Below are 15,812 nucleotides of genomic sequence, written 5' to 3'. Positions count from 1 at the left end.
TGACTGAGTGTCGCCGAACACGTGTGGGAACACGGTATTCGGGGAACCTTCTGGTCTCTCACCGCGTTTCTGCTACGTGCACAGTGACATCGCGGTGACAGGGTGTGGCGAACAGCGGGGTGCGGCTACCATGACCGGCACAAGGGCGGGCGGCGCAAGGGAGTCGTCCCCCGGGGCGGCGCCCGGCGCTTCCCCGAGCTCTTTGAGCAGGGGAGGCCCCATGCCGGGGCGAGGAGGGCGGGCCATGGTGCAGAAGGCCAAGATCCTCCTGGTCGATGACCGGCCGGAGAATCTGCTGGCGCTGGAGGCCATTCTCTCCGCGCTCGATCAGACACTGGTACGGGCATCGTCAGGGGAGGAAGCGCTCAAGGCGCTACTGACGGACGACTTCGCGGTGATTCTGCTGGACGTCCAGATGCCGGGGATGGACGGTTTCGAGACCGCCGCGCACATCAAGCGGCGGGAGCGGACCCGCGACATCCCGATCATCTTTCTCACGGCGATCAACCATGGTCCGCATCACACCTTCCGCGGGTATGCGGCGGGCGCGGTCGACTACATCTCCAAGCCGTTCGACCCATGGGTGCTGCGCGCGAAGGTCTCGGTCTTCGTCGACCTGTATATGAAGAACTGCCAGCTGAGGGAGCAGGCCTCGCTGCTGCGGCTGCAGTTGGAGGGCGGCCAGCCCGCCGGTGAGGACGCCAAGGAGTCGGCGGGGCTGCTGGCCGAGCTGTCCGCGCGGCTGGCCGCGGTGGAGGAGCAGGCCGAGGCGCTGTCGAAGCAGCTGGACGAGTCCGCGGACGCGGCCGCCGTGGCCACCGCCGCCCATCTGGAGCGGAAACTGACCGGACTGCGGCGCGCGCTGGACGCGCTGGAGCCCGGCGCAGGCAGCGGAGCCGGCCCGATGGCCTCGCAGAACTGAGCGGCGCGGAGTCACCCTCCCCCCGGCACCCGGGCCGTGACGCACCGTCCCCTTGACGCCCTGTCACCCCGGCCCCTCCCGCCCGCCAGGCCGCCGGGGCCGTCACGGGTGTGACGTGAGTGGCGCCTGGCACCGCGGTATGCGTGCTCCGTACGTCGGACGCGGGTAATCTCGCCCTCATGGCCTCTCGTACGTCCGGCAAGGGTTCCCAGAGCACGGCGGGCACCTCGAAGAAGCGCGCCGGGCAGTCCGGGGGCGCCGCCAAGAAGGCACCCGCGAAGAAGGCGGCTGCCAAGAAGGCGCCCGCCAAGAAGTCCGCCGCGCCCGCGAAGAAGGCCGCGCCGAAGAAGGCCGCCGCCCAAGCGGCGCCGCCCAAGCCGGCGCCGAACCCCACCAGCGGGGTGTTCCGCGCGGCGCGCGCCGTCTGGATGGGCCTGGCGCGCGGCGTCGCGGCGCTGTTCCGCGGCATAGGGCGCGGCGCGAAGGGACTGGATCCGGCCCACCGCAAGGACGGCAGCGCGCTGCTGCTCCTCGCCCTGGCCCTGATCGTCGCGGTCGGCACCTGGTCCAATCTGCGGGGTCCGGTCGGCGACCTGGTCGAGGTGCTGGTCACCGGCGCCTTCGGCCGGCTCGATCTGGTCGTGCCGATACTGCTGGGCGCCATCGCGGTCCGCCTGATCCTCCACCCCGAGAAGCCGGAGGCGAACGGACGGATCGTCATCGGCCTGTCCGCCCTGGTGATCGGCGTCCTCGGGCAGGTCCACATCGCCTGCGGGGCGCCGGGGCGCGGCCAGGGCACCCAGGCGATCCAGGACGCGGGCGGCCTCGTCGGGTGGGCGGCGTCCCGGCCGCTGATCCTCGCGATGGGCGCGGTGCTGGCCGTACCCCTGCTGGTGCTGCTCACCGTCTTCGGGCTGCTGGTCGTCACCGCGACGCCCGTCGCCGCCATCCCGCAGCGGCTGCGCCTGATCGGCGTCAAGCTCGGCCTCGTACGGGAGCGCACCGCCGAATATCAGGCCGACGGCGAGGGCTACGGGGCCTACGACGACTACGAGCCGTACGGCGCCGGGGAGTACGCCGAGGAATGGCGCGAGACGCCCGCCAGACGGCCTCGGCGGACCTCGCCGGACCAGGGGGGCCGGCAGGGCGCGAGCGACCCGGAGCGGGCCGAGGAGGAGGCGCTGCGCAAGCGCCGGCGGCCGCGCCGGGGCGCGGCCGCGCAGCCGCCGCTCGACCGCCCGATGGACGCCGTGGACGTGGCGGCCGCCGCGGCCGCGGCCCTGGACGGGGCGGTGCTGCACGGCGTCCAGCCCTCACCGCTGGTCGCCGGGCTCAGCAGCGGGATCTCCACCGACCGGGGCCCCGGGTCCGACACGGGCGCGGTGCCGGGGGCGCGCGACGCCGAGCAGAGCGGCGGGGCGGGCGCCACGGCGGGCAAGCGGAAGCGGCCCGGCCGGCCGGAGGGGGCCGAAGAGGAGGAGCGGTCGGCCGTCGTCCCCGACCTGACCCGGCCCGTGCCCGAGGACCCCGAGCGGCTGCCGCCGCGCGCCGAGCAGCTTCAGCTCTCCGGCGACATCACCTACGCCCTGCCCTCGCTCGAGCTGCTGGAGCGCGGCGGGCCCGGCAAGAGCCGCAGCGCGGCCAACGACGCCGTCGTCGCCTCGCTGTCGAACGTCTTCTCCGAGTTCAAGGTGGACGCGTCCGTCACCGGCTTCACCCGCGGCCCGACGGTCACCCGCTACGAGGTGGAGCTGGGCCCGGCGGTGAAGGTCGAGCGGATCACGGCGCTGGCCAAGAACATCGCCTACGCCGTCGCCAGCCCCGATGTGCGCATCATCAGCCCGATCCCCGGCAAGTCCGCCGTGGGCATCGAGATCCCCAACAGCGACCGCGAGATGGTCCGGCTGGGGGATGTGCTGCGCTCGGCCGACGCCGTCGGCGACGACCACCCGATGATCGTCGCGCTCGGCAAGGACGTCGAGGGCGGCTATGTCGCGCACAACCTGGCGAGCATGCCCCATGTGCTCGTGGCCGGCGCCACCGGCTCCGGAAAGTCGTCCTGCATCAACTGCCTGATCACCTCGGTCATGGCGCGCGCCACCCCGGACGATGTGCGGATGGTGCTGGTCGACCCCAAGCGCGTGGAGCTGACCGCGTACGAGGGCATCCCGCATCTGATCACGCCGATCATCACCAACCCCAAGCGCGCCGCCGAGGCCCTGCAGTGGGTCGTACGCGAGATGGACCTGCGCTACGACGACCTCGCGGCGTTCGGCTTCCGGCATGTGGACGACTTCAACGCGGCGGTCCGCGCCGGCAAGGTGAAGCAGCCGGACGGGAGCGAGCGCGAGCTCAAGCCCTACCCCTATCTGCTGGTGATCGTCGACGAGCTGGCCGACCTGATGATGGTCGCGCCCCGGGACGTCGAGGACTCGATCGTCCGCATCACCCAGCTGGCCCGCGCGGCGGGCATCCATCTGGTGCTGGCGACCCAGCGGCCGTCCGTGGACGTCGTCACCGGCCTGATCAAGGCGAACGTGCCCTCACGGCTCGCCTTCGCGACCTCCTCGCTGGCCGACAGCCGGGTGATCCTGGACCAGGCCGGCGCCGAGAAGCTGATCGGCAAGGGCGACAGCCTGTTCCTGCCGATGGGCGCGAGCAAGCCGGTCCGGATGCAGGGCGCCTTCGTCACGGAGGCGGAGGTCGCCGCCGTCGTCGAGCACTGCAAGGCTCAGATGGCGCCCGTCTTCCGCGACGACGTCACCGTCGGGACGGCGAAGAAGAAGGAGATCGACGAGGACATCGGCGATGACCTGGACCTGCTGTGCCAGGCCGCTGAGCTGGTCGTTTCCACACAGTTCGGGTCGACGTCGATGCTCCAGCGCAAGCTGCGGGTCGGCTTCGCCAAGGCGGGGCGGCTGATGGACCTCATGGAGTCGCGGGGGGTCGTCGGCCCGAGCGAGGGCTCCAAGGCGCGCGATGTGCTGGTCAAACCGGATGAATTGGATGGCGTGCTCGCGGTGATCCGCGGGGAGGCTCACCCGTAAGGAATCGGCGGGCAACCGTTTCCCCTGCCGATACGTCAAGTTGAGGGAGGTGGCGGAGGAATGTCCCACGATCGCGGTCATACGGCAATCCTGATGGCGGACAAACTCCGTCCTCCCGCTTGCCCGACCCTTTCGCCCCACCCCTAGACTGAACCTCCAGCAGGTGGCTACACGCTCGAAAGGCGCCCCCGTGTCCATCGGCAACTCCCCCGGCAACTCCCCCGAAGACGACCGGCCTTCCGTCGGTCGCGCCCTCCAGCAGGCCCGCATCGCCGCGGGGCTGACCGTCGACGAGGTCAGTACCACCACCCGGGTGCGCGTTCCCCTAGTGCAAGGCATCGAGCAGGACGACTACTCGCGATGCGGCGGCGACGTCTACGCCCGGGGGCACATCCGTGTGCTCGCCCGCGCCGTCGGCCTCGATCCGGGCGCCGTGGTCGCCCAGTACGACGCCGAGCACGGAGGCCGCCCCGTGCCGACCCTGGCGGCGCCGGTGTTCGAGGCCGAGCGGATCCGCCCCGAGCCCCGCCGCCCCAATTGGACGGCCGCCATGGTCGCGGCGATCGTCGCGGTCGTCGGATTCGTCGGCTTCACGCTTTTCAGCGGCGAGAACGGCGGAAAGGGGGACGGCGGCTCCACGGTCGCCGAGGAGACCACGACGGCCAGGCCGACCACCGCCAAGCCCACCACCAAGCCCGCCCCCACCAAGCCCGCCGACCAGAAGCCCGACCCCCCCGACAACACCGACGGCGCCGGCAGCGCCATCGCGGGTGTTCCGGCGGACAAGGTCACGGTCAGGCTGACCGCGGAGGGCGGACAGAGCTGGATCTCCGCCCAGGACCACAACGGGCGGCTGATCCACGAGGGGCTGCTGCGCCAGGGCGACTCCAAGACCTTCAGCGACAGCAAGCGGATCGACCTGGTGCTCGGTAACGCCCAGGCCATCAAGCTGTTCGTGAACGGCAAGGAGGTCAAGGACCTGGCGGCCAACGGGCAGGTCCAGCGGCTGAGCTACACCAAGGGAGATCCCGAGGCGGGCTGAGCCGGAAGCCGGACGGGAGCCCTGGCAGCGGGAGGTGTCGGCGCGACGAAGTAGTCTGAGCCCATGTCCGAACGCCGCACCGTCGCCCTTGTCACTCTTGGCTGCGCCCGTAACGAGGTGGACTCGGAGGAGCTCGCAGGCCGCTTGGCGGCGGACGGCTGGGAGCTCGTCGAGGAAGCCGCCGACGCGGATGTCGCCGTCGTCAACACCTGTGGATTCGTCGAGGCGGCCAAGAAGGACTCGGTCGACGCCCTGCTGGAGGCCAACGACCTGAAGGACCACGGCCGCACCCAGGCCGTGGTCGCCGTCGGCTGCATGGCCGAGCGGTACGGAAAGGAGCTGGCGGAGGCGCTGCCCGAGGCCGACGGGGTGCTCGGCTTCGACGACTACACCCATATCTCGGACCGGCTGCAGACCATCCTGTCCGGCGGGATCCACGCCTCGCACACGCCGCGCGACCGGCGCAAGCTGCTGCCCGTCAGCCCGGCCGAGCGGCAGGGGGCCGCCGAGGTGGCCCTGCCGGGCCATGCGCAGGCCGAGGCCGCTCCCGCGCCCGAGGACCTGCCCGCCGGCGTGGCCCCGGCCTCCGGGCCCCGGGCCCCGCTGCGCCGCAGACTGGGCAGCAGCCCGGTGGCCTCCGTCAAGCTGGCCTCCGGCTGCGACCGGCGCTGCTCGTTCTGCGCCATCCCGTCCTTCCGCGGGTCCTTCATCTCACGCAGACCCTCCGATGTGCTGGGTGAGACACGCTGGCTGGCCGAACAGGGCGTGAAGGAGATCATGCTGGTCTCCGAGAACAACACCTCCTATGGCAAGGACCTCGGCGACATCCGGCTGCTGGAGACGCTGCTGCCCGAGCTGGCCGCGGTGGACGGCATCGAGCGGATCCGGGTCAGCTATCTACAGCCCGCCGAGATGCGGCCCGGGCTGATCGACGTGCTGACCTCGACCGAGAAGGTCGCGCCGTACTTCGATCTGTCCTTCCAGCACTCCGCCCCCTCGGTGCTGCGGGCGATGCGCCGCTTCGGGGACACCGACCGCTTCCTGGAGCTGCTCGACCGGATCCGGGCCAAGGCGCCGCAGGCGGGTGCCCGGTCCAACTTCATCGTCGGCTTCCCCGGCGAGACCGAGGACGACCTGGCCGAGCTGGAGCGGTTCCTCGGCGAGGCCCGGCTGGATGCCATCGGCGTCTTCGGGTACTCGGACGAGGACGGCACCGAGGCCGCGGGCTACGAGGACAAGGTCGACCCGGACGAGGTCGCCGAGCGGCTGGCTCACATCTCGCGGCTGGCCGAGGAGCTCACCGCGCAGCGGGCCGAGGAGCGGCTGGGCGAGGTGGTCGAGGTGCTGGTGGAGGAAACCGGTGACGCGTACGCCACCGGTAACACCGACGACACCGATGAGAGTGTGGGATCCGTGGTGGGGCGCGCCGCCCACCAGGCGCCCGAGACCGACGGCCAGATCCTGCTGACCATGCCCGGTGCCGGCCCGGCACCCGCCGTGGGGCGGCTGGTCACGGCGAAGGTGGTGGCGACGGAGGGCGTGGACCTGGTCGCCGAGGTGCTGGAGCAGGGGGAGCCGCCGGCGGGCGGCGTGTGTTCCGAGGGGGCGGGCAGATGAGCGGAGTCCCGGCCTCCGCCGCGGGGGGCCACCACCGCCCGGCCGCGGCCGCCCGGCCCGCCGGACTGTGGAACATCGCCAACATCCTCACCATGGTCCGGCTGCTTCTGGTGCCCGGGTTCGTGTTGTTGATGCTGCACAACGGCGGGTACGACCCGGCCTGGCGCTCCTTCGCCTGGGCCGCGTTCGCCATCGCCATGATCACCGACCTCTTCGACGGGCATCTGGCGCGCCGGTACAACCTGGTCACCAACTTCGGCAAGATCGCCGACCCGATCGCCGACAAGGCGATCATGGGCGCCGCGCTGATCTGTCTGTCGGCCCTGTCCGACCTTCCGTGGTGGGTCACCGGAGTGATCCTCTTCCGTGAGATCGGGATCACACTGATGCGCTTCTGGGTGATCAGGCACGGGGTGATCCCGGCCAGCCGGGGCGGGAAGATGAAGACGCTCGCGCAGGGCATCGCGGTGGGCATGTACATTCTGGCGCTCACTGGGCCGCTGGCCACCCTGCGGTTCTGGGTGATGGCCGTGGCCGTGGCGCTCACCGTGCTCACCGGCGGCGACTACGTCCGGCAGGCGATCGTGCTGCGCCGGGCCGGTCGGGCCGCGGAGCGGGTGGGGCGGGAGTCCGTAGGGTGACCGGGGGAAACGGGGGAGCGGCGGCCGAGGCGCTGGGGCTGCTGGAGGGGCGCGGAGAGACCGTCGCCGTCGCCGAGTCGCTCACCGGCGGGCTGCTGGCCGCCGAGCTGACCGCTGTGCCGGGCGCGTCCCGCTCCTTCCGCGGCTCGGTGACCGCGTATGCCACCGATCTCAAGCGGGATCTACTGGGCGTGGACGGGGCCCTGCTCGACGCCCGGGGCGCCGTGGACGCGGAGGTCGCCCGGCAGATGGCGCGGGGTGTGCGGCGAGCGCTGGACACGGACTGGGGCGTGGCGACCACGGGTGTGGCCGGGCCCACACCGCAGGACGGACAGCCCGTGGGCACGGTCCATGTGGCCGTGGCGGGGCCCTCGGGGGCGGCCACCGGGGCGGCGCTGCGGTTGGCCGGAGACCGCGCCGGAATCCGTGGACAGACCGTGGAGGCAGCGGTCAAGCTGCTGTTGAGGGAATTGATCGCGACCGCGAGGGCACAGGATACGGAACAACACGGGGGGATTTGATGTTTGCAGCCCTGAGTGAACACGACATCGCTCCCCGCACGGGCGCAGCAAGAGGCGGTACGGTGGGGCGTGAAGGATCCGGATCCGAGGTCCGAGGAGGGAGCCAGCGATGATTCTGCTCCGTCGCCTGCTGGGTGACGTGCTGCGCCGGCAGCGCCAGCGCCAGGGCCGTACCCTGCGCGAGGTGTCCTCCTCCGCCCGGGTGTCCCTCGGCTATCTCTCAGAGGTGGAGCGCGGCCAGAAGGAGGCGTCCTCCGAGTTGCTGTCCGCGATCTGCGACGCACTGGATGTCAGAATGTCCCAGGTCATGCGAGAGGTGAGCGACGAATTGTCGCTTGCTGAGCTGGCGGAGTCGACGGCGGCGAGCGAGAAGGTGCCCGCGCCGATGCGGCCCATGCTCAATTCGGTTTCCGTGACGTCCGTGACGGGTGTCCCGGAGGAGCGGGTGACCATCAAGGCGCCTACGGAGGCTGTGGACGTGGTCGCGGCCTGACTGCCGTAGCGGCCTGACAACGGAGAGCTTTTGAGCCCCGGTCGGTAGTACACCGACCGGGGCTCGACGTTTGCCCGGTCGCGCACGGGTGACTCTGTGGGAAGGTGGAGGGAGGATCCAAAGGCTTATAAATAGTTCAAAAGGTATTCAAAAACATCCAAAAGGTCGAAAAGGAGGAGATGGATGTCTGTGGTGAAGAGCCCGCTCTCGGAGGAGAACCTCAAGGTCGTCAGCGACGCGCTGCAGGGTGCCCTCGTCGACCTCGTCGACCTGGCGCTCGTGGGCAAGCAGGTCCACTGGACCATCGTCGGCCCGCGTTTCCGCTCGGTCCATCTGCAACTGGACGAGGTTGTCGCCACCGCCAGGACGCACGCCGACACCGTGGCGGAGCGGGCCTCGGCGCTCGGGGTGCCCCCGGACGGCCGTGCCGCCACCGTGGCCGCGACCAGTGGCATCGAGACGGCCAAGAGCGGCTGGACCGAGGACCGGGATGCCGTGCGGGCCTTGGTGGCCGGCCTTGGATCCGTGATCACCCGCATGCGGGACCGCATTGAGGCCACGGCCGCCCCCGATCCGGTGACGCAGGACATCCTCATCGGGCTCACGCGTGATCTGGAGAAGCACCACTGGATGTTCCAGGCGGAGAACGTCAACGGCCGCTAGCCCGGTCGCGCGGGGCGGCGGTGGTCCCCGGCTCCGGATGCGGGGCCGGGGAAGCTCGGCAGACTGAGGGGCGCGGAATGTCTGACGCGCGCCCATAAGCCTCTCGTGCGCCCTCCCGCCGTAAGTGAGCGGGCGTCTAGCGTCGGCCGAAGGAGGCAGTCGATGGCAGCCGTGGGAGGGGCCGGCAAACAGCGCCGCGGACCGGTCCAATGGGCGGCCGCACTCGCTCTCGGCGGGGTGTGGTGGTGGGCGGTGCTGCGGCTGGCCGCGGCGCCGGAGCAGACCGGGCCGGTCGAGGGGGCGTTCACGGCGGGCGGCTGGGGGTTGAGTCTGTTGCCGGTGCACTGCGGGCCCTCCCGGGAGCGGACGGTGCGTCGGCCCTGCGGGCCGCGGTCGCGGCCGGGGTCACCAGGGCATGGCGACGCCGCCGTTCGGGCGCAGGATCTGGCCGGTCATGAAGGATGAGGCATCGGACGCCAGGTGGAGCACGGCGTGCGCGACGTCCATCGGCTCGCCCACCCGCCCCAACGGAGTGCGCCGCACCATCGGCTCTTCCGCGAGGCGCTGCTCCTCGTCGCTGTGGCGGTCGGTCATGGGTGTGCGGATCCACCCCGGGGCGACGGCGTTGACGCGGATGCCATGGCGGCCCACCTCGGTGGCGAGGGTCTTGGTGAGCTGGACGACGGCGGCCTTCGCGACGCCGTAGCAGAGCAGGCCGGGCGCGCCGGTGTCGATGGCGCCGGAGGCCATTGTGACGATGCTGCCGCCGGTGCCCTGCTCGATCATGGCGCGGGCGGCCTCCTGACAGCCGTACAGCACTCCTTTGAAGTTGACCGCCAGGACGCGGTCGAGGTCGGCGTCGTCCGTCTCCAGGACGGCGCTGCTGTGCATGATCCCGGCGATGTTGGCCATGATGTCGAGGCCGCCGCCGGCGCGTACGGCAGCCACCACGGCGGCGATCTGTGCGCGGTCGGCGACGTCGAGGGTGTGGGCGTGGGCGCTGCCCCCGGACGCGGTGATGTCGTCGGCCGTCCGTTGCGCGCCCTTGCCGTCCAGGTCCGCGCAGTGGACGGTCGCGCCGGCCTCGGCGAGCAGGGCGGCGCCGGCCCGGCCGATTCCGCTGGCCGCGCCGGTGACCAGTGCGGTGCGGCCGGTGAGGTCGTACGCGGTGAGGGTCATGGCGTGACCGTACGACCAGATCTGATGGATCGTCAATTAGTGGGTTGACAGGTCAGGCGGTCAGTCAGTCGCTTGGTCGGTCGGTCAGTCGTCGATGGTCGGGCCCGGCTGGCAGGCCGGGCACCAGTACGTGCTGCGCTCCTGGTCGGCGCGGCCCCGCTCCGTGCGCACGGGCGTCCCACAGCGCAGACAAGGCCGGCTCGCCCGGCCGTAGACCCACAGCCGGCGGTCGGCGCGCGACTCGGCCGTGGTGACGCGCGCGGGGCGGGTCTTGTTGGCCTCGAGAAGCCTTTTGGCGAGCGCCACCAGGCGCTCCGGGGAAGGTACTTGGCCGGTGGGGAGCCAAGGGGAGACGCGCAGCAAAAAACACAGCTCCGACTTGTACACATTGCCGATCCCCGCGAGGTTGCGCTGGTCGAGCAGCGCCTCGCCGAGGGGGCGGGCGGGGTCGGCGAGCAGGCGGCGCAGGGCCTCGTGCGGGTCCCAGTCCGGGCCGAGGAGATCGGGGCCGAGGTGTCCGACGGCCCGGTCCTCGTCCGCGGTGCGCAGCAGTTCGAGGACGGGGAGGCGGTATCCGACGGCCGTGCGCTCGGCGGTGCTGAGGACGGCGCGGACCTGGTGGAGCGGGCCGCCGCGCCACTGCTCGCCGGGGGCGTAGAGCTGCCAGGCGCCGTCCATCCGCAGATGGGAGTGGAGGGTCAGGCCGCCCTCCAGGCGGGTGAGGAGATGCTTTCCGCGCGCGGTGACGTCCGTCACCTGGCGCCCGGCGAGGTCGACCGTGGCCAGCCGGGGGACGCGCAGGTCGCAGCCGGTGAGCGGGCGGCCCGCCAGGGCCTGGTGCAGGCGCCTGGCCGTCCGCCAGACGGTGTCTCCTTCGGGCATGGATCCTTCCTTTCGGGCTCGGTTCCCCTCCGGGGCGCCTCAGCCTCCCCCAGCCGTCGGCCGCGGGTACCTCCTGTCGAAGGGGCGGAGCGGGGCGCGCCGGGGTGCGGGCCGCCGGTCAGGGGCGCAGGCGCAGGCCGCGAGGGGTGGGGTGGAAGCCCCCGGCCTCCAGGGCGCGCCCCGTCGGGGAGGACAGCGCGGCCGCCCCGTTGACCCGCTCCACGGTCACCGTGCCCAGGGAGCCCGCCCGCGCGGCCTGGGCGAGCGCCTCGACCGCCGCGTCGAGCCGGGCGTCGTCGTGCCAGGCGAGCAGCGTCTTGCCACCGCGCTCCATGTAGAGGCTCAGCTCTCCGTCGACGAGGACCACCAGGGAGCCCGCCTTCCGGCCCGGCCGGTGGGTCGCGTCCGCGGGCGGATCGGGCCAGGGGAGGGCCCCGCCGTACGCGTTGGCGGGGTCGGCGGCGGCGAGGACGACGGCGCGGCGGGCGGGGTCGCCGGTTTCCCGGGCCGTACTGACCGCGCGGAGCCGGTCGACCGCGCCGTCCATGGCGAACTGGGCGGCGCCGAGCCCCTCGACCACATAGCCGCGGCGGGCCTGGCCGCTGTCCTCGAAGGCGGACAGCACGCGATAGGCGGCGGCGAACCCGCCCTCGACGCCCTCGGCGGCGACCGCGCCGCGGGTCACCACGCCGTGGCGGTCGAGGAGCGTGCGGGCCAGGGCGTGGGCGCGGTGGGTGGGCTCGAGCTCGCGCTCGGGCAGCAGGGACCAGCGGCCCGCCACGGTGGGCGGTCCGTTCCGGGAGGCGGTGGGGCGGGTGGTGAGGCCCCCATAGCGGCCTCGCGGGACCGTGCGCCTGGCCCGGTGGGCGGTGGAGCCGGCCGTGCGGCCCGAACCCATCAGAGCGCGGAGCGGGGCGAGGGTGTCGCCGGTGAGCCGACCGGACCAGGCCAGGTCCCAGACGACCTCGGCGAGCTGAGGGTCCTGGACGTCGTGTCCGGCGGCCCGGACCTGCTCGGCGATCTGCCGGAAGAACAGGCCGTACCCCCCGGCCAGCGCGTCCAGCACGGCCTGGTGGAGGGGACCGATCTCCAGGGGGTGCGGCGGGTGCAGCAGCAGCGGGGCGGCCTCGGCGAGGTGGAGGGTGACCCAGCCGTCCTTGCCGGGCAGTGCGCCCGCCCCGGCCCACACGACCTCGCCGCTCGCGGTGAGCTCGTCGAGCATGGTGGGGGTGTAGTCACTGACCCGGGAGGGCAGGACCAGCTTCTCCAGGGCGGAGGCGGGGACCGGCGCGCCCTGGAGCTGCTCGACGGCGCGCACCAGACCGTCGATCCCGCGCAGGCTGTGGGTGCCCAGGTGCTGCCACCGGGGAAGGAACGCGGCGAGCGCGGCCGGCGGGACGGGCTCCAGCTCATGGCGCAGCGCGGCCAGGGAGCGGCGGCGCAGCCGGCGCAGCACGGTGGCGTCGCACCATTCCTGGCTGACACCGGCCGGGGCGAACTCGCCCTGGACGATGCGGCCGCTCGCCGCGAGGCCGTGCAGCGCCCCGTCGGTGACGGCGGTGCCCAGGCCGAAGCGGGCCGCCGCCTGGGCGGAGGTGAACGGGCCGTGGGTGCGGGCGAAGCGTGCCAGGAGATCCCCGAGGGGGTCCTTGACCGGCTCGGTGAACGCCTCGGGGACCCCGACGGGCAGTGCCGTGCCCAGCGCGTCCCGCAGCCGTCCCGCGTCCTCGACGGCCGCCCAGTGGTCCTGCCCGGCGATACGGACGCGGATGGCCCGGCGGGCGCCCGACAGATCCCCCGCCCACTGGGGATCGGCGCCGCGCTCGGCCAGCTCGGCGTCGGTGAGCGGGCCGAGGAGGCGCAGCAGGTCGGCGACGCCCTCGGCGTCCTTGACCCGGCGATCGTCCGTGAGCCACTGCAGCTCGCGCTCCAGCTCCGCCAGGACGTCGGCGTCCAGCAGCTCGCGCAGCTCGGCCTGGCCGAGGAGCTCGGCCAGCAGCCGGGAGTCGAGGGAGAGCGCGGCGGCCCGGCGCTCGGCCAGCGGGGAGTCGCCCTCGTACAGGAACTGCGCCACATAGCCGAAGAGCAGCGAGCGGGCGAACGGGGACGGCTCCGGGGTGGTCACCTCCACCAGCCGGACCCGGCGGGACTCGAGGTCGCCCATGAGCTCGGTGAGACCGGGGACGTCGAACACGTCCTGCAGGCATTCGCGGACGGCCTCGAGCACGATCGGGAACGAACCGAACTCGCTCGCCACCTGGAGGAGCTGCGCGGCCCGCTGGCGCTGCTGCCACAGCGGGGTGCGCTTGCCGGGGTTGCGGCGCGGCAGCAGCAGGGCGCGCGCGGCGCACTCGCGGAACCGGGAGGCGAACAGCGCCGAGCCGCCGACCTGGTCGGTGACGATCTGGCCGACCTCGGCCTTGTCGAAGGCGACGTCGGCCGCCCCGACGGGGGACTGCTCGGAGTCGTACTCCCGGCCCTGGGCCATCGGGTCGGCGTCCAGCAGGTCCAGGCCCATCACGTCCGCGTCGGGCAGGCGCAGCACGATGCCGTCGTCCGCGTGCATCGCCTGCGCGTCCAGTCCGAACCGCTCGGACAGCCGCGCTCCCAGCGCCAGCGCCCAGGGGGCGTGGACCTGCGCGCCGAAGGGGGAGTGGATGACGACGCGCCAGTCGCCCAGTTCGTCCCGGAAGCGCTCCACGACGATCGTGCGGTCGTCCGGCACATGGCCGCAGGCGCGGCGCTGTTCGTCCAGATACGCCAGGACGTTGTCCGCGGCCCAGGTGTCGAGCCCGGCGGCCAGCAGCCGCGCCCGGGCCGCCTCGGGGGCCAGGCCGCCGATCTCCCGGAGGAACGCGCCCAGTGCGCGGCCCAGCTCCAGCGGGCGGCCCAGCTGGTCGCCCTTCCAGAACGGGAGGCGGCCGGGGACGCCGGGGGCGGGGGTGACCACGACCTGGTCGCGGGTGATGTCCTCGATCCGCCACGAGGTGGTGCCGAGGGTGAACACATCGCCGACCCGCGACTCGTAGACCATCTCCTCGTCGAGCTCGCCGACCCTGCCCCCGCCCTTTTTACCCCTCTTTTCATCGGACGCAGTGGCGCCCGCCAGGAAGACCCCGAACAGGCCGCGGTCGGGGATCGTGCCGCCCGAGGTGACGGCCAGCCGCTGCGCGCCCGGGCGCCCGGCGACGGTGCCCGCCACGCGGTCCCACACCAGGCGTGGCCGCAGCTCCGCGAAGGCGTCGGACGGATAGCGGCCCGCGAGCATGTCCAGGACCGAGGTGAAGGCGGACTCGGGGAGCGCGGCGAAGGGGGCGGCGCGGCGGACCAGGGCCAGCAGCTCGTCCACGTCCCAGGTGTCCACGGCCGTCATGGCGACGACCTGCTGGGCCAGCACGTCCAGCGGGTTGGCGGGCACGCGCAGCGACTCGATGGCCCCCTCGCGCATCCGCTCGGTGACCACCGCCGCCTGCACCAGGTCGCCGCGGTACTTGGGGAAGACCACGCCGGTGGAGACCGCGCCCACCTGGTGGCCGGCCCGGCCCACGCGCTGTAGTCCGGAGGCCACCGAGGGCGGCGACTCGACCTGGACGACGAGGTCGACCGCGCCCATGTCGATGCCCAGCTCCAGGCTGGAGGTGGCCACCACGGCGGGCAGCCGGCCCGCCTTGAGGTCCTCCTCCACCAGCGCCCGCTGCTCCTTGGACACCGAGCCGTGGTGCGCGCGGGCCAGCAGCGCGGGCGCCCCCCTGGCCGCCCCCGACTCGGCCATCAGCTCTGCCGGTGAGTGGTCCTCGGGGAGAGCCTCGCCGGTGGCCCGCTCGTAGGCGATCTCGTTGAGCCGGTTGCACAGCCGCTCGGCGAGGCGGCGGGAGTTGGCGAAGACGATCGTCGAGCGGTGGGCCTGCACCAGATCGGCGATCCGCTCCTCCACGTGGGGCCAGATCGACGGCTTCTCGCCGGTGTCGGCGCCGTCGTCCCGTACGGGGGAGCCGCCCAGCTCGCCCAGGTCCTCGACCGGGACCACCACCGACAGGTCGAACTCCTTGTCCGAGGGCGGCTGGACGATCTCCACCCTGCGCCGCGGCGACAGAAAGCGCGCCACCTCGTCCACCGGTCGTACGGTCGCCGAGAGGCCGATCCGCCGGGCCGGGCGGGCCAGCAGCTCGTCGAGGCGCTCCAGGGAGAGCGCGAGATGCGCGCCGCGCTTGGTCCCGGCGACGGCGTGCACCTCGTCCAGGATCACCGTCTCCACGCCGCGCAGCGCCTCTCGCGCGGAGGAGGTGAGCATCAGAAACAGCGACTCGGGGGTGGTGATGAGGATGTCCGGCGGGCGGCTGACCAGCGCGCGGCGCTCCGCGGCCGGGGTGTCGCCGGAGCGGATGCCCACCCGGATCTCCGGCTCGGGCAGCCCCAGCCGTACGGACTCCTGCCGGATGCCCGTGAGCGGGCTGCGGAGGTTGCGCTCGACGTCCACCGCCAGGGCCTTGAGCGGCGAGATGTACAGCACCCGGCAGCGCTGCCGGGCCTCGGCCGGCGGGGGCGTGCTGGCCAGCCGGTCGAGCGCGGAGAGGAACGCGGCCAGGGTCTTGCCCGAGCCGGTGGGGGCCACGACCAGCACGTCCGATCCCTCGCCGATCGCCCGCCAGGCGCCCTCCTGCGCGGCCGTGGGCGCGATGAAGGCACCCGCGAACCATCCGCGGGTGGCGGGGGAGAATCCGTCGAGTGCTGGGCTTGCCATGTCCTCCATCGTGCACCGGGCCACTGACAACGGGCGGACCCGCAGGTCATGGCCCCGGGCGGCG

At 72.8% G+C, this 15,812-nt stretch carries 11 protein-coding genes; 8 read left to right on the top strand and 3 right to left on the bottom strand.

Going from position 1 to position 15,812, the window contains the following annotated elements:
• The first annotated feature begins 244 nt into the window (after window positions 1-244).
• From ACWY4P_RS15510 to ACWY4P_RS15475, 8 genes are all read left to right on the top strand, one after another.
• Window positions 245-922 carry a response regulator gene (locus ACWY4P_RS15510; protein WP_456211141.1) on the top strand — a complete coding sequence of 226 codons (678 nt, stop codon included), beginning with the start codon at window positions 245-247 and terminating at the stop codon, window positions 920-922.
• 179 nt (window positions 923-1,101) lie between these two features.
• Entirely contained in the window at window positions 1,102-3,969 is a 2,868-nt protein-coding gene (locus tag ACWY4P_RS15505; protein WP_456211140.1) for a DNA translocase FtsK, read from the top strand.
• A 190-nt stretch (window positions 3,970-4,159) separates the two neighbouring features.
• Window positions 4,160-5,011, top strand: a complete 852-nt coding sequence (locus ACWY4P_RS15500) for a helix-turn-helix domain-containing protein (RefSeq protein ID WP_456211139.1) — start codon at window positions 4,160-4,162, stop codon at window positions 5,009-5,011.
• Window positions 5,012-5,074: 63 nt separating this feature from the next.
• Window positions 5,075-6,628 (top strand): 30S ribosomal protein S12 methylthiotransferase RimO, encoded by a 1,554-nt coding sequence (gene rimO / locus ACWY4P_RS15495; protein ID WP_456211138.1) that lies wholly within the window; start codon window positions 5,075-5,077, stop codon window positions 6,626-6,628.
• Window positions 6,625-7,269: a CDP-diacylglycerol--glycerol-3-phosphate 3-phosphatidyltransferase gene (gene pgsA, locus ACWY4P_RS15490; protein ID WP_456211137.1), complete on the top strand. Its 645-nt coding sequence runs from the start codon at window positions 6,625-6,627 to the stop codon at window positions 7,267-7,269. Before rimO ends, pgsA begins: the two co-directional genes overlap by 4 nt.
• A complete protein-coding gene (locus tag ACWY4P_RS15485) occupies window positions 7,266-7,790 on the top strand; it encodes a CinA family protein (protein ID WP_456211136.1) in 525 nt (174 codons plus the stop codon). Before pgsA ends, ACWY4P_RS15485 begins: the two co-directional genes overlap by 4 nt.
• Window positions 7,791-7,899: 109 nt before the next feature.
• Window positions 7,900-8,283, top strand: coding sequence for a helix-turn-helix domain-containing protein (locus tag ACWY4P_RS15480; protein WP_065965310.1), 384 nt, complete (start codon window positions 7,900-7,902; stop codon window positions 8,281-8,283).
• A gap of 183 nt (window positions 8,284-8,466) precedes the next feature.
• Complete coding sequence (locus ACWY4P_RS15475) at window positions 8,467-8,946, top strand: Dps family protein (protein WP_456211135.1); 480 nt, start codon at window positions 8,467-8,469, stop codon at window positions 8,944-8,946.
• Window positions 8,947-9,351: 405 nt separating this feature from the next.
• Here ACWY4P_RS15475 and ACWY4P_RS15470 read toward each other — a convergent pair whose 3' ends face one another.
• The 3 genes from ACWY4P_RS15470 to ACWY4P_RS15460 form a co-directional block, all read right to left on the bottom strand.
• The gene (locus ACWY4P_RS15470) at window positions 9,352-10,125 is read right to left on the bottom strand and encodes an SDR family NAD(P)-dependent oxidoreductase (protein WP_456211134.1); all 774 of its coding nucleotides are present in this window, start codon (window positions 10,123-10,125) and stop codon (window positions 9,352-9,354) included.
• A gap of 84 nt (window positions 10,126-10,209) precedes the next feature.
• Window positions 10,210-11,007, bottom strand: a complete 798-nt coding sequence (locus ACWY4P_RS15465; protein WP_456211133.1) for an Fpg/Nei family DNA glycosylase — start codon at window positions 11,005-11,007, stop codon at window positions 10,210-10,212.
• A gap of 118 nt (window positions 11,008-11,125) precedes the next feature.
• Complete coding sequence (locus ACWY4P_RS15460; protein WP_456211132.1) at window positions 11,126-15,748, bottom strand: ATP-dependent helicase; 4,623 nt, start codon at window positions 15,746-15,748, stop codon at window positions 11,126-11,128.
• Between the last annotated feature and the right edge of the window lie 64 nt (window positions 15,749-15,812).

It is taken from the genome of Streptomyces sp. LZ34, from assembly GCF_053890475.1.
This window is presented reverse-complemented; position numbering and strand designations above follow the sequence as displayed.

Bases quoted from the DNA above. Each gene is read 5' to 3' on its own strand.
- ACWY4P_RS15470 (WP_456211134.1), bottom strand. From the start codon at position 10,125: ATGACCCTCACCGCGTACGACCTCACCGGCCGCACCGCACTGGTCACC.
- ACWY4P_RS15465 (WP_456211133.1), bottom strand. From the start codon at position 11,007: ATGCCCGAAGGAGACACCGTCTGGCGGACGGCCAGGCGCCTGCACCAG.
- ACWY4P_RS15505 (WP_456211140.1), top strand. From the start codon at position 1,102: ATGGCCTCTCGTACGTCCGGCAAGGGTTCCCAGAGCACGGCGGGCACC.
- ACWY4P_RS15475 (WP_456211135.1), top strand. From the start codon at position 8,467: ATGTCTGTGGTGAAGAGCCCGCTCTCGGAGGAGAACCTCAAGGTCGTC.
- pgsA (WP_456211137.1), top strand. From the start codon at position 6,625: ATGAGCGGAGTCCCGGCCTCCGCCGCGGGGGGCCACCACCGCCCGGCC.
- ACWY4P_RS15510 (WP_456211141.1), top strand. From the start codon at position 245: ATGGTGCAGAAGGCCAAGATCCTCCTGGTCGATGACCGGCCGGAGAAT.
- ACWY4P_RS15460 (WP_456211132.1), bottom strand. From the start codon at position 15,748: ATGGCAAGCCCAGCACTCGACGGATTCTCCCCCGCCACCCGCGGATGG.
- rimO (WP_456211138.1), top strand. From the start codon at position 5,075: ATGTCCGAACGCCGCACCGTCGCCCTTGTCACTCTTGGCTGCGCCCGT.
- ACWY4P_RS15480 (WP_065965310.1), top strand. From the start codon at position 7,900: ATGATTCTGCTCCGTCGCCTGCTGGGTGACGTGCTGCGCCGGCAGCGC.